General features: G+C 31.6%; 20 protein-coding genes. 3 read left to right on the top strand and 17 right to left on the bottom strand.

Going from position 1 to position 23460, the window contains the following annotated elements:
- Positions 1-87: 87 nt before the first annotated feature.
- On the bottom strand, positions 88-291 hold the full coding sequence (locus tag AAA453_RS08790) for a DUF6501 family protein (RefSeq protein WP_002507630.1): 204 nt from the start codon (positions 289-291) through the stop codon (positions 88-90).
- Positions 292-309: 18 nt separating this feature from the next.
- On the bottom strand, positions 310-1122 hold the full coding sequence (locus tag AAA453_RS08785; protein ID WP_427704457.1) for a VOC family protein: 813 nt from the start codon (positions 1120-1122) through the stop codon (positions 310-312).
- A gap of 206 nt (positions 1123-1328) precedes the next feature.
- Here AAA453_RS08785 and AAA453_RS08780 point away from each other — a divergent pair, with 206 nt between their 5' ends.
- Positions 1329-1529, top strand: a complete 201-nt coding sequence (locus AAA453_RS08780) for a hypothetical protein (RefSeq protein ID WP_002507627.1) — start codon at positions 1329-1331, stop codon at positions 1527-1529.
- 971 nt (positions 1530-2500) lie between these two features.
- Here AAA453_RS08780 and AAA453_RS08775 read toward each other — a convergent pair.
- The 6 genes from AAA453_RS08775 to AAA453_RS08750 all read right to left on the bottom strand — a co-directional run bounded on the left by AAA453_RS08775 (position 2501) and on the right by AAA453_RS08750 (position 8443).
- Positions 2501-3322, bottom strand: a complete 822-nt coding sequence (locus AAA453_RS08775) for an ATP-binding cassette domain-containing protein (protein ID WP_427704456.1) — start codon at positions 3320-3322, stop codon at positions 2501-2503.
- A gap of 31 nt (positions 3323-3353) precedes the next feature.
- Complete coding sequence (locus AAA453_RS08770) at positions 3354-3914, bottom strand: dihydrofolate reductase family protein (protein WP_427704454.1); 561 nt, start codon at positions 3912-3914, stop codon at positions 3354-3356.
- Positions 3915-4377: 463 nt separating this feature from the next.
- Entirely contained in the window at positions 4378-5385 is a 1008-nt protein-coding gene (locus AAA453_RS08765) for a Gfo/Idh/MocA family protein (RefSeq protein ID WP_427704452.1), read from the bottom strand.
- 38 nt (positions 5386-5423) lie between these two features.
- Positions 5424-6566 (bottom strand): Gfo/Idh/MocA family protein, encoded by a 1143-nt coding sequence (locus tag AAA453_RS08760; RefSeq protein WP_427704450.1) that lies wholly within the window; start codon positions 6564-6566, stop codon positions 5424-5426.
- Positions 6566-7453, bottom strand: a complete 888-nt coding sequence (locus AAA453_RS08755) for a sugar phosphate isomerase/epimerase family protein (RefSeq protein WP_427704449.1) — start codon at positions 7451-7453, stop codon at positions 6566-6568. The genes AAA453_RS08760 and AAA453_RS08755 overlap by 1 nt, the downstream gene beginning before the upstream one ends.
- Positions 7454-7576: 123 nt before the next feature.
- Positions 7577-8443 carry a sugar phosphate isomerase/epimerase family protein gene (locus AAA453_RS08750; RefSeq protein WP_427704447.1) on the bottom strand — a complete coding sequence of 289 codons (867 nt, stop codon included), beginning with the start codon at positions 8441-8443 and terminating at the stop codon, positions 7577-7579.
- 120 nt (positions 8444-8563) lie between these two features.
- Here AAA453_RS08750 and AAA453_RS08745 point away from each other — a divergent pair, with 120 nt between their 5' ends.
- Positions 8564-9439 (top strand): AraC family transcriptional regulator, encoded by an 876-nt coding sequence (locus AAA453_RS08745; protein WP_046465324.1) that lies wholly within the window; start codon positions 8564-8566, stop codon positions 9437-9439.
- Positions 9440-9955: 516 nt separating this feature from the next.
- Positions 9956-10504: a helix-turn-helix domain-containing protein gene (locus tag AAA453_RS08740; RefSeq protein ID WP_427704446.1), complete on the top strand. Its 549-nt coding sequence runs from the start codon at positions 9956-9958 to the stop codon at positions 10502-10504.
- A 548-nt stretch (positions 10505-11052) separates the two neighbouring features.
- On the opposite strand, the gene sucB is transcribed toward AAA453_RS08740, so the two are convergent.
- The 9 genes from sucB to AAA453_RS08695 all read right to left on the bottom strand — a co-directional run bounded on the left by sucB (position 11053) and on the right by AAA453_RS08695 (position 23379).
- Positions 11053-12318, bottom strand: coding sequence for a dihydrolipoyllysine-residue succinyltransferase (gene sucB, locus AAA453_RS08735; RefSeq protein WP_427704444.1), 1266 nt, complete (start codon positions 12316-12318; stop codon positions 11053-11055).
- Between the two features lie 13 nt (positions 12319-12331).
- On the bottom strand, positions 12332-15133 hold the full coding sequence (locus AAA453_RS08730; protein ID WP_427704443.1) for a 2-oxoglutarate dehydrogenase E1 component: 2802 nt from the start codon (positions 15131-15133) through the stop codon (positions 12332-12334).
- A 198-nt stretch (positions 15134-15331) separates the two neighbouring features.
- Positions 15332-16687: a HAMP domain-containing sensor histidine kinase gene (locus AAA453_RS08725; protein ID WP_285323936.1), complete on the bottom strand. Its 1356-nt coding sequence runs from the start codon at positions 16685-16687 to the stop codon at positions 15332-15334.
- On the bottom strand, positions 16684-17346 hold the full coding sequence (locus AAA453_RS08720) for a response regulator transcription factor (protein WP_069815636.1): 663 nt from the start codon (positions 17344-17346) through the stop codon (positions 16684-16686). The genes AAA453_RS08725 and AAA453_RS08720 overlap by 4 nt, the downstream gene beginning before the upstream one ends.
- A 609-nt stretch (positions 17347-17955) precedes the next feature.
- Positions 17956-19544 (bottom strand): IS3 family transposase gene (locus AAA453_RS08715; RefSeq protein ID WP_427704441.1). Its coding sequence is split into 2 segments (ribosomal slippage): positions 17956-18840 and positions 18843-19544, totalling 1587 coding nucleotides; the frame shifts between segments, so codons are not numbered across the junction.
- A gap of 110 nt (positions 19545-19654) precedes the next feature.
- A complete protein-coding gene (locus AAA453_RS08710; RefSeq protein WP_285323160.1) occupies positions 19655-20269 on the bottom strand; it encodes a phosphatase PAP2 family protein in 615 nt (204 codons plus the stop codon).
- A gap of 16 nt (positions 20270-20285) precedes the next feature.
- Positions 20286-21359 carry an undecaprenyldiphospho-muramoylpentapeptide beta-N-acetylglucosaminyltransferase gene (locus AAA453_RS08705; RefSeq protein WP_427704440.1) on the bottom strand — a complete coding sequence of 358 codons (1074 nt, stop codon included), beginning with the start codon at positions 21357-21359 and terminating at the stop codon, positions 20286-20288.
- A gap of 10 nt (positions 21360-21369) precedes the next feature.
- Positions 21370-21879, bottom strand: a complete 510-nt coding sequence (locus AAA453_RS08700) for a GNAT family N-acetyltransferase (protein ID WP_427704438.1) — start codon at positions 21877-21879, stop codon at positions 21370-21372.
- A 21-nt stretch (positions 21880-21900) separates the two neighbouring features.
- Complete coding sequence (locus tag AAA453_RS08695; RefSeq protein WP_427704437.1) at positions 21901-23379, bottom strand: S41 family peptidase; 1479 nt, start codon at positions 23377-23379, stop codon at positions 21901-21903.
- Positions 23380-23460 lie beyond the last annotated feature (81 nt).

Below are 23460 nucleotides of genomic sequence, written 5' to 3'. Positions count from 1 at the left end.
TATTTTAATAAGAAAATTTATAAACTCACAATAGTTTGTGAGGAATTGTTTGTTGCGTTTATGGTGCAATACGATATATTTAAAATCTTATACTTCTTTAAAATATTCTTTATAATATCCACCAACTAGACCAGAGTTATCGATGATTTGATAATATTCTTCAGTTTCATTGATAACGTCATATTGTTTACCTACTGTTAGCATATCAGATACTGTGAATTTTTTCGCTTCTGCATGTTCAACTTCGACTTTTTTAATAGGTGTATTTGTTTTCCAAGTTTCATGTAACATAATTGTAAAAACCTCTCTTTATTGTTTTGTTTCTAAAGTTAATATAAATGTGATGCCGCTTTTTTCACTAATTCTTAAAGAACGTTCGCCATCTTGATCTAATGTTTGATAAGGAATACCAATGACTTCAAGTTGTTGCAATGCATTTTGAAAATGTGCTTTGGATTCAGTAGCAAATTCAATTTGTTCAACTATACCATGTTCAGGCATTTTCACTTCATCCTTTGCAGCATAAATATGTAGCTCGCCACCTAGCCCGCCGTCTCCTATACGAAACACTTGTACTTTATAATCGGCATTGTCTGTTGGTGCGTATTCAGCAAAATGTATGAGTCCAAAAACTTTAGTTAAAATAGATTGCGTTAATATAAGTTCATTAACTTTCAAGAGGACAGGCCCTAATCCTTGGATCTGGTGTAACGGATTTACAGTACTTTCAAATGATGGCATACCTAATGGTGTCCCAGTATTATGTTCATTTGAGTAAATATTAAATGTTTGATCATTTTGGTCTTTAAAATCAAAATATTGATGACCATTTAAATCGGTAATACCACCATGATTAATGTGATGATTATCTAATACTGATTTATACTCATCCAGACCTTCATCACTTGGCACACGCAAGCCAATATTATCTATATGATTATTATTGTTAATATAGTTAGGTATTTCTACAAAATGTATACGTGTCCCAGAATTAAGTTCAGCATCTCCAAAACGTAGCGCTTGTCCTTTGTTTGTCACATTGAGTCCGAGTATATCTTTAAATAAAGTTTTAGTTTTTTCTAAATCATTTGTCCCTGTAGTAACACTTCTAAGACCATTCATTATATTAACCCCTCTATTCATATCTTTTCAACTAATTATAACTTACTTTAAGTATTATTTGTATGATGAATAATGGTTTTACAAAATTATAACGAATATACATTGGACGAATTAAGAAAATGTATTAAAATGTATATATATCGTGATTTATTATTTTTCATGACAAATTTGAAAATAGATTTATTGAATTAGAAGGAGGTTTTAAAATGTTAACTGTATGGGTTGTATTTGGTATTACTGTGCTTATAGCAGTGTATTCTGGAATTACTTTCTTTTCGAATATAAATAATAAAGCAAAGCAAAAAAATGCTAATGCTAAAAGTGTTAAGAAAAATAATATCTATGGCGTAGTTTTCTTAGTATTTTTAATTCTAGCTATTATTGAGCTTTTCGTGTATATAGCTTAATAATTTTACATGTTTAAGACATGTAAATTGAATCGAGATTATTGGAGTTATAATTTAAATGAATAGTTAGTTGTTATACTTGAATAATAAAGTCGTAGTAAAATTTAAAAGGGCGTGGGACAGAATTATCTCATGCTCTATTAGAAAGCCCCAATCTATTAGAAAAAACTAATAGATTGGGGCTTTCTATTTAATATTCAAAGATACTAAAGTGTCTACTTGTCTCCGTATGGCTAGAAGCTTTTTGTATTAACAACAATTTTTTATCTTATTGTTTATTGAAAAAATATTTGGTCATGAGAAAAACTATAACTATATAAATTACAGAATGAATGCACAACGTTATAAAGTCTAAGTTAAATATATGAATAGAATCCTTATTTAAAAGATACAAGATATTGCTTATAGGAGGAAGAATCCATAATATCCATTGCAAAAATGAAAATTGTTCTATTAATAAATCCTTGGTCAGTGTAACAATTAAGATAAGTATTGTAAGAAGCCAATTAAAGTTTTTACTGGCAATTTGTGTATTTGTTACAAAAGAACCTAATAATATCCCAAAAGAACTCATTAATATATGCGTGATTAAACCTATGAAAATTAAATTTAATGTAATCTCTTTATTAAAAACTTGGATTAATAATGGATAGAATAGTGAAACTAGAATTAATAAACAACTAACTAGAAAAAGATATAAAACTTTAAGCTTTAAATAATTGCTTTTAGATCTTAATTGGATATATAAAATATAGCGTTCGTTAATAGTATCGTGCTTAAAGTTAATAATTGTAAGCCAAGTCATTATAAGAAATAGCACAATTGATGTGGATCCATAACTAGATAATACAGGGACATCTTTATAAATATAGATGCTTATTAGACATAATAAGTAAATAAAAATAGGTGGTATAAAAATAAAAGATTTTAAAAACTTTAAATTTTCATATTTTAAAAAAGTAAGTAGCATATTATAAGTCCTTTACTTCTATAATTTCATAATTATTATTTATTAAATTTAGTATAACTAAGTTAGATTTTGATTTATATACTTGTATCGCTAACTTATTGTCGCTAATTTCTAGTATAGAAAGTATAGAACCTTCATTATTTACCATAATTAAGTTGTGGTTTTGTTTATAGCTTTGCACAGTAATTAATTTCTGCGTATCTTGCTTAGAGATGGATTTAAATGTGTAATCGTCTAAATTGAGTATATGAGTGACTACAGTATTTTCAAAATTGTAATCATGCGCTGTTATAATAATTGTTTTCGTTTTAACTAATTGTCGTAAATGATTTACAAACCGTTTTTCTGATTTATTATCTAGACCTGAAAATGGTTCGTCGAAAATTAAAATGTCAGCATCCGCTAATAGACATTGTATAATATTAACTTTTTGTAATGTACCTTTAGATAAACGATGCAATTTCAAATCTTGAAATTCAGTTAAATAAAATAAATCCAAATAATTTTGCAGTATAGTATGTACTTGTTTTTTATTAATTTGATTATTTGAGTTAATTATAAATAATAAAAATTGTTTTACTGTTACTTTAATGTTTTTAGGAAATGCATCCGGGGCATAGCTAATTTTAGAATCAGTATAAATATTGCCGCTACTTGGTAACTGTAATTTAGAAATAAGTTTTAATGTTAAGCTTTTACCTACTCCATTTATTCCTTTTACTAAAGTTATGGAATTTTTGGGGATTTTAAAAGACAAATCATTAATGATAAGATTCTGGTTAAGCTCTTTTGACACGTTTTTAGCTTCAATCGCTATGTTCATTGAATATCATTCCTTTTTCTATAAAAGATCATTATTTATCTTTGCCATAAATGAGCTGTACGACACCGCTTTGATAAGTATGCATTTTTAACAATGACAAATTCAATCTTTGATTAATATTTTCAAATAATGGTTTTCCAGCACCTAATACTACTGGGTGAATAGATAAACGATATTCATCAATTAAATTTTTATCTATAAATGAGGTGATAATACTAGACCCACCATATAACCATATGTCATTTGTATGAGCTAATTTGATTTGTTCGACTGCTTTGGTAATGTCAGGATTATAAATAAATTCAGTAGTTGTTTGATTTGAAATATGCTGGCGTGTAAATACATATTTACTTTTGCTATGAATATTGTCCCACATGAACTGCTCTCCATTGCTATCGTCTGCTTGCGGTTGGAAAGTTCCCCATAAATCATAGCTTTTTCTACCATAAATAATAGCGTCTATTTGGTTTAAAAATGCAGTGAAATTCATTTCTGGATCCATGATACACCAATCAATTTCACCATTCGATCCTTCTATAAAACCATCTAAAGATACAGCTAAATCTAATATAATTTTGCTATTATCGCTCATAAAATGCACCTTCATTCATTAAAATATATTATTATATATTTATTGTAGTGAAGCTTAAATGAAAAAACAATCATTGTGTTGAATGATAAAATTATTTTATTTACTTAAAAATTGTATGAAAAAGAGTACAAGTCATAAGTATCCCTAATGAAGTTGAAACGATATAGATGATTTAAATATTTATATGTACTTGTCCCATTTTGTATAAGGCTGACGTCCAGTGAAATAGTATGAGTGAGAGATAATAGATTCGATTCATATTCCAAGCAAACATGTACTTTCAAAAATCAAAAATGTTCGAATAAAAAGGAGCAAGATAAGCAATCAATGTTTGATTACTTACCCTGCTCCCACATAGCTGAGTAAATACAGACAACTACAGTGAAATATATAATTTACATTTACAAAATAACATGTTGTATTTATGTTCCGTGCGCTGAATAGATTTTTAATAATGATAAATTTAATCACTGGTAAATGTTACGGTTTGTTTTGATTCAGAAGACATTTGAATTGCATCTATCATAGCGATGGATGCGAGTGCATCTTGAGCATGTACATAATTTTGTGTATCGTTATGCAGACAATCATAAAATTGATTAATCAGTTTACCATGGCTTGGTCCATAATAAGATTTTGTTTTAGGTGCTTTAGCATCTTCTATAACTTGCTTTTTATAACCGTCTTCATTTACACGTGTCAGAATATTATCTTTAATTGTGAATTTTTCATTTTCAAAGATGACTTGAAGCTCAACACTAGAATTCCCAATACTGGCATTTGTAGCGAAAAACATACCATTTGCTTTGTTTTCAAACGCTATGTGTGCAGCTGCGGTATCCTCTACTTCAATATCATAATCTAATAGTTGTGAGACATTGCCTTTAATAGATGTGATTTTGCCACAAAGTAATTGCATTAAATCTAGTGTGTGAATAGCTTGATTGATTAGTACGCCACCACCAGCAGTGTCCATCTTACCGCGCCAAGGTTTCTCTGTATAATAAGCTTCAGGTCTAAACCAAGTTACTAGCCCTTTTACGCCAATGACATTACCATATTCACCACTTCCGACGATTTTCTGAAGTGTTTGAAAGGTATCATTATAGCGATTTTGAAAGCAAATACCAATTTTAATTTCTGGGTACTTACGCTCTAATTTCACTAATTCAAGACCTTCTTTAGCGTTAATTGCAAGTGGTTTTTCTTGCAACACATGAACGCCTTTTTCAACACAAGTCGCTGTTGCTGATAAGTGTAAATAGTGTGGTAAACAAATATGAACACAATCTAACGCTTCTGAATCTAACATTTCATTTAAATCTTTATAAAAATGCGTATGAGGTACTTTGTTTTTTAATAATTCGTTTTCATCACAAACTGCTACTAATTGAGCCTCTGGATTATCATCAATCGCTTGAATATGTACTTGAGCGATATCACCTAGTCCAACAATTCCAATTTTAAGCATATGACCATCTCCGTTTATTTATGCTTTTATGAGTTAATTTATTGCTCTGATTGAATTTTTTCTTGTAATGCATTTTTAAATTCTGTTGGATCTACTGGTAGTGATACCTCTTTGCCTAACCAACTTGAAAGATAAATGGCATTTACAAAGTTAACACCATTAATACCGTCACTGCCTGGAGCAATCAATGGTGTATCATCAATAATGTTAGCTGCAAAGTTTTCTAATACGCTGATGTGTTGTTGACCCCATACACTTTCGAATTCAAACGTTTCTTGATCATAGATATCGTCAAAACCATTGCCAGTGAATATTTTGGCAGCATCTTCCCACGACATATTACGGTTCATGTCTGTTTCAGATTCTTTTAAGCGAGTCAGTGTAATTTTGTTACTATCTTCGACTAATATTTTACCTTTATCGCCAGTGATTTCTAAGCGGTCTGTTCCGATAATGTCATGAGTACATGTAATGAATACACCTGTTGCCCCGTTGCCATAATCTAATACAGTTGTTACATCATCATCGACGTTTAATTCTCTTTGGTAACCATATTTAACATTTGAAAATATTTTTTCAGGTAAGCCACATAACCACTGGAGTAAATCGATTTGGTGTGGTGCTTGGTTTACTAAAACGCCACCGCCTTCTCCATCCCAAGTTGCTCTCCAAGAACTTTGATCATAATATGCTTGTGGACGCCACCATGTAGTGATAATCCAATTTGTGCGACGAATATGACCAATTTCACCAGCATCAATTAATGCTTTAACTTTTTGGTATAAAGGATTGGTTCTTTGATTAAAGAAAATACCAAACGTTAATTCTGGTTTAGAAGCTGCTAAATCACTGATTTCTTTAACTTTTTCAGCATAGATATCTGCAGGCTTTTCTAAAAGTGCATGAATATCCCTAGACAATGCTTCTTTACCTATTTCTGTATGAAGGTAATGAGGCACTGTAGTAACGACTGCATCTACATCGCCACTTTCTAACATATCAATATAGTTATCGTAGAAAGGTACATCTGGATATTTTTCAGCACTTAATGCTTTTTTCTCAGGATCAATGTCACATATTGCGCCAATTTCTAGTTTATCTACTTCTCCGCTATGAATAAAACCTGCATACGTGCCACCTTGTGCACCTAAACCAATAATTCCTAAACGAACTTTTTCCATTATGCATTCTCCTTTTGTTCAATATTAGATAGTATTTTTAGTAAAGCTTCATATTGCATTTTATATCCTTCAGCGCCGTCTTTAGCTACTGTGTTTTGAATCGTCTCTGTGGAATGTTCAAGTTCTAAATCTTTAAGTGAATCAAATACAACGAGATGAGGTTCTAGTGTTAAAAATCCTTTGTAGCCGCGGTCGATTGCTTGTTTAAGTATCGATTCAATTTTACCATCACCCGTACCACATAAGACATTGACGCTATCTTCATAAATAGCATCCTTAATGTGAATATATTCAATATGTGGAGCCAATAATTCATAACATGCTTGTGGATCCTCGCCACACTGAACAAAATTTGCGAAATCAAATATTGCTTTAAAATGTTCTGAACCGACTTCATTTAAAATAACATTACAACGTCGAGCAATATCTCCAAAGATATCTTTTTCATTTTCATGAAGTAATATCACATTATATTGTTCAGCAATTTTGGCAAATTGCTTTAATTTAGCAATGACTTCTTTTTCATAATCATCAAAATTATCTTCTTTTGGTATATAAAAACTAAATATTCTAATGTATTTACAATCTAAAGTATTTGATATTTGACATAATGTTTTTAATGTCTCTAATTGCGCTTTAAAAGCATCTTCATCATTAATATAAATTTTGCCTATTGGCGAACCAATGGATGAAATGCCAATGTTCCACTTTTTCAACCTTGGTAAGACATCTTTTTGTATGCTATCAACAGAGTATTTGCTAATATTTTCACCATCAACACCACGCAATGAGATATAGCGCATACCTAATTCACTGACAGTTTTTAACTGGGTATCTAATTCGGATGATATTTCATCCGAAAATCCTGATATTGCGATATTTTTCATTATAAAAATACCTCCATTTTCATTAAATATAACTTGAATTTTATAAAGAAGTAAATTGCAATCGCTTACATTTAACTTCTTTAAAAAGCACCTATTAAGGTGTAGATAGACTATTAATTTAAATTAGAACCATGTTTTATAACCTAAATCAATTAAGTGATCACGACTTGTGATTAAGCAATCATATGGATCGGCACCGTATAATTCATCTTGCTCAACAAAGAAATATTCACTGCCACTTTCAAGGCCAGCTTCTATGATATCTCTTAAAGGTAAAGTACCTTCACCAAGTTCAGCAAATTGTGTAATCATATGTAGCATATAATATACCTTCTCAACGCCTTCTCCAGGGTATTGGTCCCAATCAATTTCACCAATACGATAATCTTTTAAGTGGATGGCACGAATGCGATTTGCATATGTTGGTATGAATTTAGCTGGGTCTATACCAGCACGCCAAATCCAATGTACATCTAACTCAAAGCCTAAATGTTCAGTGTTATCACGCATTAAATCTAACATGAGCTCTCCATTATAACGAACGAATTCTACGTTATGCGCATGATAGTAAAGATCGATGCCATGTTCTTTTAAGCGTTTCGCATATTCCTCACATATTTCGGCAAATTTAAGCGTACTTTCTTTAGAACCCATATAGTTCATAGGAAGCATGCCAATACGTAAAATTGTACAATCTACAGCTTTACAATCTGCTACAATTTTATCAAAATCATTTTGTAATGTATCACCTGGATATTTTTGATCTTCAGAAATATCTTCGACACCACAAGACATTGCCGCGATATTCATGCCAAAATCTTTAATTGCACGTTGCATTTCAGTAATATTCTGTTCTGTCATTTCTATTTGAGATACCTCAACAGCATGGTAGCCAAGCTCGTTTACTTTATTTAAAACATTGTATATCCCATCTTCAGCTACCTTATCTTTAAGCATCATCATTTGAACTCCAATTTGTGGTTCAGTCATATAAATCATCCTTTCAATATAATATTGCTTTAGTGTTATAATTTAATTATATATTGAGTGAAAATTAACAACATTGTAAATAAAGGGAAAAAGATTGTTTTTTGAGCGGGAGGTATTTGAATGAAAGACAACGGGGATATTAAGTTTAAATTTGATTCTATTTCGTTACCTTTTGATGGAGAGTATGCAGCATGGCACAGGATAAGTGATGGTCACTTTGGCAATGAATTACATTATCACGACCATTATGAAATATTCTTCTCACTGTCAGGCAATATGCTATATACCATTGAAGGTAGAAAATATCAGCTAGACGTAGGTTCTTTATTACTCATTACACCATATGAATTTCATCAGTTAAATGAACAAATGGATGGGCATGCCGAACGTATCGGATTAAGATTTGATGAACATTTATTAGAATCTTTGTCTACAGATACATATGATTTAAGTGCATGCTTCGACACAAAATCACCAAACTTTAAAAATTTACTGCAATTGTCAGAATCACAAAAAAGAGAACTATATTATTTACTTCAGGGTTTAATTAATGAACAAAATAGTCAGAAATTTGGAAAGAAATTAGCAGAAGAAGCATTGCTCACTCAATTTTTTATACTTTTAAATAGAGTGTCAATTGCTAATGAACAAGTATCAGTGATAGATGACCCGGAATCTGAGTTAGTAAGACAAGTATTAGATTATATGGAGTTACACTACGCAGATCCTATTTCATTAGAAGATCTCGAAAAGAAATTCTATGTTAGTCGCTATAAAATTACTCAGCACTTCACTCGCCTTGTAGGCTATCCACCATATCGTTATTTATTACAGAAACGATTGCAAAATGCGCAACGTATGTTGAAAAATGGAGAAAGTCCACAACAAGTTGCCAATCAATGCGGTTTTAGCGATTATTCTAACTTTTATCGAAAATTTAAAACGTCTTATGGGTGCAGTCCACGTGATTATTATCAAAAACACGCCAAAAATTAAACTGTTTATAGAGTAGAGAAATGCCATTACTTTAGAATTGTCTCAGCTAGTGAGTCTAAAGTAATGGCAATTTTTAATGGAAAGACTGATCATGAAAAAGGTACTTAACATAATAAATAATGCATCTATGCTTTTAAAGATACAAAAATTATGTTTATGCTCAAGCAATATTCAACGGTTAGTAATCATTATTTGAATGGTCGAAAATTTAATATAATAAGCTTGTTATTGAAATAGAATAATGAACTGTAGTCATTAGAATAAATAGAAATATCGTAACTAGTATAGATTTTAAACATGAAATCTGCTGTTTTACGTGTTTAAAATCCAGAATGTTTAAATTAGTAAATAGTGGTAAGGACACTGATGCTACAAGGTTTATAGCTTTTACAACAGTATCATTACCACCTCCCCTCTCGCATAAAACGTTATAACGTGTATAATGACGTTATAACGTTTTAAGACTTGGAATGAATTTTCCATGCGTTAGATTATAAAATAAAGGCGGAAAGATCTATGAAAGAAATTAATGATATTATTGCTGAAAATCTTAAGTTATATAGAAAACAAAATGGATATTCACTAGAACATTTATCCACTTTGACTGAAGTAAGTAAAACGATGCTTGGGCAAATTGAACGTAAAGAATCTATTCCATCGATTACAACATTATGGAAAATAGCTAACGGTTTAAGAGTTTCATTCTCTGAACTTACACAAGAAAATATTGAAAATATTAGAAAGATATCTGCGAATGAATTGAATCCATTAACTTCAGATGACAATAAATATAAAGTATATCCATTTTTTAAGTTTGATATTGAGAAAAAGTTTGAGAGTCATATGGTTATTATAGAGCCTGAAGGTCTTATGAAAGAATCGCCACATGGTTCTGGATCTATAGAGTACATAACGGTTTATGAAGGTACACTAACGCTTAAATTGGATGGAGATAACTATACGGTTCATAAAGATGAATCTATCCAATTTAACGCCAATATCTTCCATTTTTACTCAAATGAAAATATTTCATCAGTTCGATTTAATATGATTGTGCATTATTAATTTCTTTGCAGAAATATTTAACTTTTTCAGAGTTGTAATAAAAATATAAATTACTTTATGCTGATCGCTCACATTGTAATTTAAGTACGATTTTGAGTTAATGTCTTATTTTGTGATCAAATATGCCTTTTTAGTTATTGTTGTTGTATATGTCCTTTTAAATGAGCATATTTTTTAAAATTCCATGTATCTGTTAAGCATAGTCAAAGACATAACTCGATTTTCTAATACTATCTATTTTTATTAAATTCATGGTTAAACTTAATAGCATTGTTGATTTTAAGCGTTGCCATAATTAGTTTAAGTATTTTTCTTCTAAGACAACGCTCAAAGGTTTCCGGTTATATTTGTTTAACGTGTGGCTTGATATTATTAATCATCGTATTTGTTTTTGGATTAGTTTTGGGGGCGTGAATACGAAGTCGAATTTTGATTTCATGTTCACGCCTCTTATTTGGATTTTAGAGTAATTAAAATTTTAAAAACAAAAAATACAACGACGCTTAGCGCCGTTGTATTGGGATTAATAAACTATTTTGTGTTGTGGATTAAGATTCTAATAGTAAATCTTCTGGATTTTCAATTAAATCTTTAATCATTTTTAAGAATCCTACTGCTTCTTTACCATCAATGATTCTGTGATCATAGCTTAATGCAATGTACATCATTGGACGGTTTTCGATTGTATCTGCATCGACAGCAATTGGACGTGTAATAATTGAGTGCATACCTAGAATAGCAGCTTGGCTACCATTAATGATTGGTGTAGACATCATTGAACCAAAGATACCACCATTAGTAATTGTGAATGAACCATTTACCATATCGTCTAGGCCGAGTTTTTTATCGCGTGCTTTTTTAGCTAAATTGCCAATTTCTTCTTCGATTTCAGCAAAGTTTTTCTTGTCACAATCTCTTACGAATGGAACAAGTAAACCGTCGTCAGTAGATACTGCAACACCGATATCATAGAATTGTTTAGTAATCATATCGTCGCCGTCAATCTCAGCATTCACACCTGGGAATTTTTTCAGCGCTGCAACAGCTGCTTTTGTAAAGAATGACATGAAGCCGAGTTTAGTACCATCATGATCTTTAATGAATTGTTCTTTTTTACGTTTACGTAAATTCATTACGTTCGTCATATCGATTTCGTTAAATGTAGTTAACATAGCTGTGTTATTAGAAACTTCTAATAATTTTTTAGCAGCTGTTTTCTTACGACGAGACATTTTTTCTCTCACTACTGGTTTTGATGGATTTTGTTGTGCCGGTTTTTTCGCTTCTTCTTTAGCGGCTGGAGCTGATTGTTTTGAGCTTGCTTGATTTTGACTTTGATCAACATGTTCTTTTCTTACAACATCATTTGACTGTGCTGCTACTTCAGATAAGTCGATACCTTTTTCACGAGCATATTTACGTGCTGAAGGTGTTGCATTAACACGTTGTCCGTTGTCTTGATCTTTTTCTTCTGATTTATCATTTTGCGTTTCAGATTGTTGTGGTTGAGCTTTTTCTGATGATGAATCGTCTTTAGCGTCATCTTGTTTAGCTGGTGTTTCAGAAGCGTTGTTTCCGCTACCTTCTCCAACAACAGCGATAGATTGACCTACTTCAACTGTATCGCCTTCGTTTGCAAGTAATTCTTGAAGAACGCCTGCTTCTTCTGAAACAACTTCAACGTTTACTTTATCTGTTTCTAGTTCAACGATAGCTTCACCTTTATCTACGTTATCGCCTACTTGTTTTAACCATTCTGCAATGGTACCTTCTGTTATGGATTCTGCTAATTCTGGAACTTTTACCTCTGGCATGCTTGACTTCCCCCTAGTTAATTTTTGTACTTTGTTCGAGTATCATATTTTGAACGAGTTTGTGGATTTCACCATCACCTTCAGCCGGTGCCGAACGTTGTATACGACCATGATAACTTAAATCGTATTTATCTGTAGTTAATTCTTTTAGATAAGGATAAACAAATGACCATGCACCTTGGTTCTTAGGTTCTTCTTGTACCCAAGCTACGTTTTCTAAATTCGGCAATTCATTTAACAATGCTTCGATTTCTGTTACAGGGAATGGGTAAAGTCTCTCTACTGCAACAATTAATATAGAATCATTCGGATTTTGAGCCAAATATTCTTTTAAATCAATAAACATTTTTCCTGAAGCTAAAATAACTTTTCTTACAGTGTCTTTTTGATGTTCTTCTGGTAAAATCGCTTCAAATTTGCCCGTAGTAAATTTACTAATAGGATCTGCTACTGTTTTATTACGTAATAAGCTTTTCGGTGACATTACTACTAAAGGTCTCATAGATTCTGTACCTAATGTAGCAGCTTGTGCGCGTAATAAATGGAAATAGTTACTTGAACTAGATAAATTAACGATTGTCGCATTATTTTCTCCTGCAAGTTGCAAGAATCTTTCTAAACGTGCAGATGAATGTTCTGGTCCTTGTCCTTCAAATGAATGAGGTAACAATAATGTTAAAGCAGCACGTTCACCCCATTTAGCTCTTGAACTAAATAAGAAGTTATCAAAAATCATTTGAGACATATTTGAAAAATCACCATATTGTGCTTCCCAAATTGTCATACATGATTTATTTTGAACGTTATAACCATATTCAAAGCCAACTACTGCAGCTTCTGATAATGGTGAGTTACGTACTTCAAACGTCGCTTTTTGATCAGGTACATGATGTAACGGTGTGTACTTCTCGCCAGTCTCTGGGTCATGTAAGACTGCATGGCGGTGACTGAAAGTACCACGTTCGCTATCTTGCCCTGTTAAGCGTATTGGATTGCCATTTTGAGTAATTGTCGCAAAAGCTAATTGTTCTGCTTGAGCCCAGTCAACTAATCCATCTTCTTTTTCAAATGGCTCTCTACGTTTGTCTAATACTTTATTAAGTTTCTTCAATACATTGAAATTTGAAGGATACGTAAGCATCGCATCATTAATTTCTTTAAGTTGTTCAAAACTCAATTCAGTATCTTGGCTTTGAATTGGTTCTGCCAAGTCATCTGGTTTTTGCATATTTGGATTATCCATTTTATCATTTTTATCAATTTTGTCATGAGCTGCTCGTAATGATTTTTGTACTTCATCCATAATATTATTCATTTGATCTTCTGTAATAATATGCTCATCTACGAGCTGTCTTCCGTATAAAAGTTCAACGGAGTCATGTTTACGTATTTCATGATATTGTAGTGGATTTGTGATTGATGGTTCATCCATTTCGTTATGACCATATCGACGGTAACCAACTAAGTCAATAACAACATCTTTATGGAATTCTTTTCTGAAAGCCATAGCAATTTCAATTGCTTCAATTGTTGCTTCAACGTTGTCTGCATTAACATGCATAATTGGCACATCATATCCTTTAGCTACATCTGAAGAATATGTTGTAGAACGACCTTCTTCAGGTTCTGTTGTAAAGCCGATACGGTTATTTGTAATAACGTGCAGAGTACCACCAGTAGAATAACCATCAAGGCTACCTAAGTTCATTGCTTCAAAATTAATGCCTTGGCCAGGATAAGCTGCGTCACCATGAATTAATATTGGCATAGATTTTTCGAATTCCGTTGTTACTGCACCAGGTTTATCTGTGTTGTCTTGTGTTGCGCGTGTTTTCCCTAAAACAACAGGTGCTACGATTTCTAAATGACTTGGGTTATTAGCTAATGAAATACGTTGTTCACTACCATATGAACGCGTCGTTTTCACGCCACCAAGGTGATATTTAACATCGCCAGACCAACCAGAAGTTAATTTTAAGCTTCCGTCTTCTGGTAAAAACTTCATTGGATCTGTGTGCATAAATTCAGAAATCATCATTTCATATGGCTTTTCTAAAACATGTGTGAGTACGTTTAATCTCCCACGGTGAGCCATACCAATTTGAATGTTTTGAATACCTTCGTCACTCGCAAGTTTTAAAGTTTGCTGTAACATTGGGACTAATGTATCTACACCTTCAATTGAAAAGCGTTTTGCGCCTACAAAGTTTTTGTGTAGATATTTTTCAAAACCTTCAACGTGGGCTAAATTTTTAAAAAGTTCGATTTTTTGATTGTCATTTAAAGTTGCTTTGTACGGTGTTTCAATTCTGCGTTTTAACCATACACGTTCTCTATTGTTGTTGATATGCGTGTACTCAAAGGCGATTGGTCCTTTGTAACGTTTTTCCATACGTACAATAGCTTCATAAGCATTGTCATAAATATCTTTGAAATGCTCTGATACGATACCTGCAGAAATAGATTCAAGTGTTTCTTTGTCTAAATTGAAATCTTCAAAGTTTAACTTTGGAACATTTTCTCTTACAGGTCTATTGACTGGATAAATATCTGCTAATAAATGCCCATATTGGCGGATATTATCTATTAAGCGCATAACACGTTTGATTGTGCTATCACCTTTAGTCACATTACTTTGACCTTCAGTATTTGTTACGATGTTAGCTTCACCGTTTTTGATTGTACTAAATAGGACTTGCAAATCTTCAGGGACTGAAGTCGGATCATTTAGATATACGTCATATAAATCTAAAACATATCCAAGATTTGCCCCGAAATTTACAGGTGCCTCGGAAACCTGTCTTTCGTTGCTCATATTACACCCTCCACAAAATAGTTGAAACGCTTACAAATCAATAATAGCATTAAACAGGCGCAAATTAAAGTACCAATAGCCTAGTTATATGAAAAAACAGAATCTAAATTAAATAGATTCTGTTACTTTTGTAATATATATAATAATGTAACGTATGTTTTGCTAAATTTAAACTTTTTTAATGCTAGATTTCACGTGTTAAAAAGTAATTTTAAAAGTAGTATATTTACCTATTTCACTTTCAACTTGTATAGTGCCATGATTCAATTCAATTATTTTTTTAGCAATAGATAGACCGAGGCCATTGCCACCTAATTTACGTGAACGTGATTTATCGACTCTATAGAAACGGTCAAAAATAAATTCAATATCTTCTTTAGGAATACCAACACCGTGGTCTGTTATCTCAATAGAAATTTGTTTGTTTCTAAGATTGGTTTGGATATGAATATGTTTGTTATGCTGATCATATTTCATAGCGTTATCAATGAAGATAATTAATATTTGTTCTAATTGGTAACGATTTATTTTAATATTAAGTGGTTTAGGATAAGCTTCAAATTCAAATTTATAGTCCTGATGTAATTGTTTTAAAGATTTTATACGAGAAGTAATTTCCTGATTAATGTCTACATTTTCGATATCTCCATCTCGACTATTATTATTATCTTTAGTGAGTAAGAGAAGCTCTTCTACTAATTTTGTAATTCTCATCATTTCTTCTAAGGAAATGTCTAAAGATTCTTCAAGTATTGCTGCATCTTTTTTTCCCCAACGTTGAATTAAATTTAAGTGACCTTGGATAATTTGTAATGGCGTACGTAATTCGTGAGAAGCGTCTTCCACGAATTGTCTTTGTTGATTAAAAGATTCTTCTAATTGGAACATCATTTCGTTAAAAGTAACGATTAAATTATCTGTTTCTTCATAGTTTGTAGTTAACTCTACTTTTTCTTGGAAACCGTCTCTACGTATTTGTTGCATTTTGTTAGACATCAAAATTAATGGCTTTGTAATTTGTGATGAGAAAAAGTAACTTATAATCGCAGTGATAAACGTTGCAATGATGCCGAAAATAAGCGCAATAAAATATAAAGAATTTACGAGTGTGTTATAGCTTTCTAATGAATGGACGATTACACTATACCCTTTGAAACTTTGAGAATCGATGTGTTGCGTTATAGTCAGGTATTCCGTATTATGATGATTTTTAATTGAAGCTTGATTCGCATCTTTAGCCGCAAAATTTGGTGTGTAATTGATCGTATTATCATTTGAAGTCTCCATTAATTTGTTACCATTGTCACTATAAAGTATTACCTTTTGAAAGTTGCCTAAAGAAGCATTTAAATCTAAAGGTGTGATATCTTTCATATGCTTAGTTTCAAAAAGGTTTACAATATCTGACGAACTTCGTTCTGCCTCAGTAAATTCATTGTGACGTAAACTATTGCTTAAGAAGAATATAATAATCAAACTAAAAATAAATATTGTTGAAAACGTTATTGTTGTTGTTATCATCATCCATTTTGTTTTTAATTTTCTTTGCTTCATTGTCTAACCACATAGCCAACGCCACGAACGGTTTCGATGTATTTATCTTTACCATATGGTTTGAGTTTGTTTCTTAAATAACGAATATAAACATCAACAACATTTGTTTCAACCTCGGTATCATATCCCCAAACATCCGTGATAATTTGTTCTCTCTGCAAAACATGATTTTTATTAACAGCAAGTAAATATAATAAGTCATATTCTGTTTTTGTTAAATCTAAGGATTCGCCCTCTACAGTGACCTTAAAAGCGTCTTTGTCTATAATGATACCCTTGATATCAATGACGTTCTTTTGTGGCTGTCTACGTAGCATAGCACGTATTCTAGCTAGTAATTCTTCTATATCAAATGGTTTAACAATATAATCATCAGCGCCATAATCTAAACCTGCGACTTTATCATAGGTATCGCTTTTAGCAGTAATAATAATAATTGGCGTTGTTTGCTTTTGACGAATTTGACGGCAGATTTCTAAGCCATTGATATTTGGTAGCATCAAATCCAAAAGTATAAGATCATAGTTATTTGATAATGCTTTTTCTAAACCAGGACGTCCATCGTATTCTATATCTACAGTGTAATTTTCGTGTTCAAGTTCAAGTTCTATAAAGCGAGCAAGATTTTGTTCATCTTCTACTATTAATATTTTTGTCATAAGTTGCACCTCAAATTATATTTTAAATGATAATACACAATGTAGGAAGTTATTACTAATAATTGTATAATATTTGTTGTTTGTATACGAGGTATACTTAAACAAGTAAATCGTATTATATTCCCTCGTATTGCATTTTAAAGGTTATTAAGTCTTGATAAATATAAGAATCTATAAAAATTCTTTAATTCTAATTGACAATAATTCTCAGTATTGTATAATGTAATTGAAAATGATTATCAATTCCAAATATAAGACATTCCCCCCCACACGAATTTCGATCTTATTGGATTGATCATTTTCAGAAATATCCCCTTTTATATGCCCGTAAAAGACTAACGTTGCGAGACAACGTGAATATAAAAACCGGTTTTACATTGTAAAATCGGTTTTTATAATAAATTTTGACACAAAAAGCAACAAGATTCGTTATATATCAAGTTGCTCAAAATTGAGGCAAGCCAAACGTTAATATCGACGTTTGGCTTGTTTTTTTTTTGCAATTCAAAATTCAAACAAGATATTTTCAAAATCATAAATAAAAAACTGCCGAAAAGTCAGTGTGAACTGCACCCAGTCAAGTAGACAACTAAATAATTGAAATTTGTTTTAGGCTGACTTCATACCTTTAGGTATGCGGTCAGCCATTTTTAATGTAATTCGATCGTTATTAAAAAAGTTTATATATTCACTTATAACTTTTTTAGCTAATTTAACAGTTTCAAATGTGTAATTTTTATTTCCTTTATAAATCTCACTTTTAATAATGCCCCAAACACCTTCCATCGGCCCGTTATCTATACAGCGACTAACACGAGACATACTCTGTATCATTTTGTTTTCATCCAATATTTTCTTGAATCTGCTATTTGTGTATTGGAAGCCTCTATCACTGTGAAATACAATACCTTGGGTATTATCAACTTGGTTAATTGCCTTTCTAAGCGTGTTGAAAACATACTCATTATTATTAGTTGTATTCATTTCATAACTGATAATCTTCTTTGAACCTAAATCGTATATAGCACTTAAATAAACTTTTTGTCCTGTTTTGGTTTTGAATTCAGTAGTATCTGTCAGCCACTTGGTATTAGGACGTGATTCATTAAACTGACGATTTAAAATGTTTTCTGCAGTAACCGTAGGTTTGCTTTTAATGTACCTCTTTTTCTTCTTACGAATAGTAGCTTTTAAATTCATTTTATTCATCAATCTATAAATACGCTTATGATTAACTGTTTTTCCTAATTTGAGGCGAATGTATATGTAGATTCGACGATAACCATAAATCCCTTTATATTTATCGTATATTGTTTGAATAGTATCCATTAAATCTAAGTTTTCCTGTTCTAATTTGCTTACTGTTCGATGAAGCCATTTATAATAACCCGATCTGGAAACTCCTAATATTTCACATGATTTTAAGATTGGATATTTGTATTTTAATGCTTCTATCGTTTTGTACGATGCCTGTTGTCTGATTTTTAATTCATCAACTCTCTTTCTATAATTTCCTCCTTTTTTAATACTTCATTTTCCATTTGTAAATATTTATTACGCTCTTTCAAAGCTTTGATTTCAGCTTTCAACACTTCTTCATCCGTCATAATTGATTTAGGTTTATGCTTACCACGACTATCAATTAGACCATCACTACCATGTTCTTTGTATTTTTTTACCCAGTTATATAGTTGACCATAGGTCACATTGAATTTCTCGGCGGCTGCCTTATAGTTCATTTCATTCGCGATATAATATTCAACAATTTCAATACGTTCATTTAAAGTTGTTTTTCTAGCCTTCATTGTATACACCTCGGATTTAGGGGAATATGTTTTGTTTTCTGTACCCTCAGTATAACGTTTTATCCAAGATCTAACAGTACCCGAACTAGGAATATTATACTTATAAGCTAAGTCATAACTTGATAATTCAGTATTGAAATATTCCTCCACAACGTTTCTTTTGAAATGTTTAGAATAGGTATTATTTTTTAAAGATGGCATTATAGATTTAATACCATTGATTTTAAAATTGCTATATTTTTCATTTAACATTGATTTACTTAAATTTATATTCAGTTCTTTTATAACGCTTGAAGCACTTACACCATTTTCCATCATTCTAAAAGCTAAAAGAAAAGTTTCTGTATTTACTTTATAAGTTTTAGACATAAAAATTCCCTCCAAAGTTTTCATTTTTTAAATGTCTACTTTGGAGGGAGCATATCAGTGACTTTTCGGCAGACTAATCAACTAGATGTAACATATATCTAGTTGATTTAGTGTTGATAAACTATCAATAAATACTAAACTTGTAGTTTATGTCTTAAAATAAGCGTTGGTAGTACCACACAGAAGGCGCCACCAATGATTCCAGCAATGATATCAGTTGGATAGTGAACACCTAGGTATACGCGAGATGATGATATTAAAATGATAAATAATGCAGATAATCCTATCATAAATGCTTTAGATTTACCTTGTAGCACTCGATTAGCGATATACATCGTACTGCCAAAGAATGTGGCGGAGCCCATAGCATGACCACTTGGGAAGCTAAACCCAGAAATATCAATGAGCCTTAATAATGTTGGACGTTCTCTATCAAAGAGGTTCTTTAGCAAAGGATTTAAAGTCCCTGATAAACTCATTGCGATAGCAAAAAACAAAGCCTCAATATTTAATCGTTTTAGCATTAAATAAGCAATTAGTAGTAGTGACAAACAAACCATTGCCCATACTTCACCAATCTTAGTTACGCCTAAGAAGAAAGTAGTCGTAATAAAACTTTCAGAAGAATATATAAATTCGTATACTTCATTATCAATCCATTTTCCTAATCTAGATTCATGAAAGAATGCAATGATGCCAAATATTAAAGTGAAAATGATTAATAATGAAATTCGTTTCCATCGACTCATTGCATATGACCTCCCATTAGTTTAGTGCGTCATTAATAATTTTATTGAATAAATCTTGACGCGTATAGCTTTCTTTATATGTTTGCATTTGTTTAACTATTGATTCACGCTTAGCTTCAATTTCATTAAGCTGTGTGATTAATTGTGTTTCAGTTAACGTATCCTCTGGTAATGTTTTACCAAAACCTTTAGATTCAAAATTCTTAGCGTTATCAATTTGATCACCACGGGATTGATCTAAACCAAGTGGAATTAATAACATAGGAATTCTAAGTGCTAAAAATTCATAAATCGCATTTGAGCCAGCACGACTAATAACCGTATCAGTAATTGCTAAAAGGTCTGTTAAATCATCTTTCACGAATTCAAATTGAATATAACCATCTTTATTTGAATATTGCTTTTCTAACAAGCCCTTACCAGTTAAATGTACAACTTGATAGTTTTCATTCAGTGCGTCTAAATTTTGTCGTATGATTTCATTTAATTTTTTACTACCTAGACTACCACCCATAACGAGCAATACTTTTTTATCATTAGTAAATTTAGTGAGTTGATATCCTCGGTTTTTATCTCCAGTTTTCAAATCTTCACGTACTGTTGCGCCGACGAAATCTGCTTTATCCTTAGGGAGATACTGCAATGTATCTTCAAAAGTAGTGTAGATTTTCTTAGCAAATTTGAGTGAAATCTTGTTAGCTAAGCCAGGCGTTAAATCTGATTCATGAATTATTGTTGGAATCTTCAAAGATTTTGCAGCCATAACTACTGGCACAGATACAAAACCACCTTTTGAAAATAATAAATCAGGTTTCTCTTTCTTTAATACTTTTCTCGCATCTAATACACCTTTTAATACTTTAAATACGTCTTTTATATTGTCCCAAGAAATATAACGTCTTAATTTACCACTAGAAATTGAATGATATTTGATTTTAGGTAATTGAGATTCTATCATCTCGCGTTCAATTCCTTTTTTTGAACCGATGTAAAAGGTTTCATAACCTTCTTCCAAGGCAGTGGGTATTAAACTTAAATTGACTGAGACATGTCCAACAGTGCCTCCCCCAGTAAATGCGATTTTCGTCATATTGTAACCTCTATTCTTCTAATTTTTTATAATAGGCATAAAAGGGTTCTCCTTTATCAAAAGGAGGGTAATCAATTTCTGCCTCGCCTACTTTATTAAAGCCCAATTTATTAAACAGACCTTGTGCACGTTTGTTTAATGCAAATGTATCTGTCACTATAACGTGAATATTATCATCAAGTGCAAGGTTAACAGCAAAGTTAAATAATTGAGTAGCAGCACCTTTATATGCTGATGAAACAGCAAGTCTGTGGATTACATATGCACCACTTCTGTCGATTGGCCATTCTAGTTCATCATACCACTCTGATTGTTGTTGGTCGACAACTATAAAAGCATAAATTATAGAAGTTTCTTCAAGTACATAAAGTGTTTCTTTTTGTATGTCTTCTTTGAAATGCTGCTCCAAAGGATATTGTTCATCCCATTGGTTATTATTATCTTGTTTCATGATTGCTTTAGCTTCTTTTACAATTTTTAGAACACTTGATAAATCGTTTTTGTTAGCAATTCTAATCATAGAAATAGTACCTCTCTATAGTTAATTTAATTTTTTAAGAAGATTTTGTAAAACAGTATCCTCTTTATTTGCTTTGTTGACAAGCGCTTGGGTGAATTTTTCATTTGTTTTTTTGTCGAATGTGCCATTTACTTCCAAATTATTTTCTTTTTGGAATGATTCAATAGCAGATTGCAAAGCATTATCAAATTCATTAGAATTATTATTTACTTTATGACCCAATGCAGATAATCCAACCTTCATTGTTTTAACATTTTTATCGCTATCACCCAACTCAAATGTTTTATCATTAGGTATAACATTTAATGTTTGGTATTCTGGTTCATTAATTTTTACATCCGGTTTAATTCCCTTACCATGAATGTAATGTGAATGTGGTGTTAGCCATTTCATGTTGGTGAATTTTAATAATGATCCATCGTCAAACTCATTTGTTGTTTGAACAATTCCCTTACCAAATGTTTTAGAACCATAAACCTTGGCCTTATCATAGTCTTTCATAGCACTTGTAAATACCTCAGAAGCACTTGCAGAGCCTTTATTGACAAGAATTGATACTTCCATGTCTTTAGCTTCTTTTAAAGCATCATTAGAAGCTGTAATTTCTTCTTTATGATCGCCTTTTTGAAGTTGTACAACGGTTTCACCTTTATCTATAAATATATTAGCCATTTTAATCGCTTCATCTAATAAACCACCTGGGTTATTACGTAAGTCTAAAACAATTTTACGGACGCCATCTTTATGTGCTTTGATAATTGAAGATTTTAATTCACCTGCAGTGCTATCTTGGAATTTATTGATAGTAAAGACACCTATGTCATTTTGTTTTTCATATTCAACGCTTTTCACGTGTATTTTATCACGCTCAATCGTGATATCGTGTGCCTGGTTAGCTCTTTCAATTGTTAGAGTTACATTCGTTCCTTTTTTACCGCGCACTTTATTTACAATCGCTTCCAATGGTTGTCCTTTGATAGATTTACCATCAACTTTAGTCACAACATCTTTAGGTTGTATACCTGCTTTTTCAGCTGGCGAACCTTTCATTGGACTTGTGATTTCAATTTTATTGCCTTTCTTTTGCATTTCTGCGCCGATACCTACAAAATCTCCAGAAACATCTTCATTAAAAGATTTCGTTTCTTTTTTAGTCATATAGTCAGAATATGGATCATCTAACTCTTTTACCATTCCATCAATAGCAGCTTCAGATAATTTTTCTGAATCTGTCTCTTTATAATATTCATTATTTAAAGTTTTATAAACTTTTTGCACCTTTTGCATTTCTGTTCGTTGATCACTATTTAGTCCGCTTTTCCAATTACTAACGCCAATTGTTGCAAATACTGCAATGAGTGCTGTGATGATCACAGTAGCTATTATCAATAAAATGAAATGGCTGCGTTTGAAATTTAAGAATTTAGATTTATTTTGGTGATTATTATCGTTATTACTGTCGTTACTGTTTTCCTCATGTATGTCTTTATGATCTGACATTTAATCACTTCCTACTACATATGTAAAAATTCCTATTAAAGTTTAACTAAAATAAAAAAGCTAGGATTGAACCATATTCGA

The sequence above is a fragment of the Staphylococcus parequorum genome (assembly GCF_039237145.1).
Lineage (GTDB): Bacteria > Bacillota > Bacilli > Staphylococcales > Staphylococcaceae > Staphylococcus > Staphylococcus equorum_A.
Note: the sequence above shows the minus strand (reverse complement) of the source record. Positions and strands in the feature narration are given on the sequence as shown.

Bases quoted from the DNA above. Each gene is read 5' to 3' on its own strand.
- AAA453_RS08780 (WP_002507627.1), top strand. From the start codon at position 1,329: ATGTTAACTGTATGGGTTGTATTTGGTATTACTGTGCTTATAGCAGTG.
- AAA453_RS08710 (WP_285323160.1), bottom strand. From the start codon at position 20,269: ATGAGTCGATGGAAACGAATTTCATTATTAATCATTTTCACTTTAATA.
- AAA453_RS08745 (WP_046465324.1), top strand. From the start codon at position 8,564: ATGAAAGACAACGGGGATATTAAGTTTAAATTTGATTCTATTTCGTTA.
- AAA453_RS08750 (WP_427704447.1), bottom strand. From the start codon at position 8,443: ATGACTGAACCACAAATTGGAGTTCAAATGATGATGCTTAAAGATAAG.
- AAA453_RS08765 (WP_427704452.1), bottom strand. From the start codon at position 5,385: ATGCTTAAAATTGGAATTGTTGGACTAGGTGATATCGCTCAAGTACAT.
- AAA453_RS08775 (WP_427704456.1), bottom strand. From the start codon at position 3,322: ATGAACATAGCGATTGAAGCTAAAAACGTGTCAAAAGAGCTTAACCAG.
- AAA453_RS08700 (WP_427704438.1), bottom strand. From the start codon at position 21,879: ATGATTAGAATTGCTAACAAAAACGATTTATCAAGTGTTCTAAAAATT.
- sucB (WP_427704444.1), bottom strand. From the start codon at position 12,318: ATGCCAGAGGTAAAAGTTCCAGAATTAGCAGAATCCATAACAGAAGGT.
- AAA453_RS08760 (WP_427704450.1), bottom strand. From the start codon at position 6,566: ATGGAAAAAGTTCGTTTAGGAATTATTGGTTTAGGTGCACAAGGTGGC.
- AAA453_RS08725 (WP_285323936.1), bottom strand. From the start codon at position 16,687: ATGAAGCAAAGAAAATTAAAAACAAAATGGATGATGATAACAACAACA.
- AAA453_RS08695 (WP_427704437.1), bottom strand. From the start codon at position 23,379: ATGTCAGATCATAAAGACATACATGAGGAAAACAGTAACGACAGTAAT.
- AAA453_RS08770 (WP_427704454.1), bottom strand. From the start codon at position 3,914: ATGAGCGATAATAGCAAAATTATATTAGATTTAGCTGTATCTTTAGAT.
- AAA453_RS08755 (WP_427704449.1), bottom strand. From the start codon at position 7,453: ATGAAAAATATCGCAATATCAGGATTTTCGGATGAAATATCATCCGAA.
- AAA453_RS08790 (WP_002507630.1), bottom strand. From the start codon at position 291: ATGTTACATGAAACTTGGAAAACAAATACACCTATTAAAAAAGTCGAA.
- AAA453_RS08730 (WP_427704443.1), bottom strand. From the start codon at position 15,133: ATGAGCAACGAAAGACAGGTTTCCGAGGCACCTGTAAATTTCGGGGCA.
- AAA453_RS08740 (WP_427704446.1), top strand. From the start codon at position 9,956: ATGAAAGAAATTAATGATATTATTGCTGAAAATCTTAAGTTATATAGA.
- AAA453_RS08785 (WP_427704457.1), bottom strand. From the start codon at position 1,122: ATGAATGGTCTTAGAAGTGTTACTACAGGGACAAATGATTTAGAAAAA.
- AAA453_RS08720 (WP_069815636.1), bottom strand. From the start codon at position 17,346: ATGACAAAAATATTAATAGTAGAAGATGAACAAAATCTTGCTCGCTTT.
- AAA453_RS08705 (WP_427704440.1), bottom strand. From the start codon at position 21,359: ATGACGAAAATCGCATTTACTGGGGGAGGCACTGTTGGACATGTCTCA.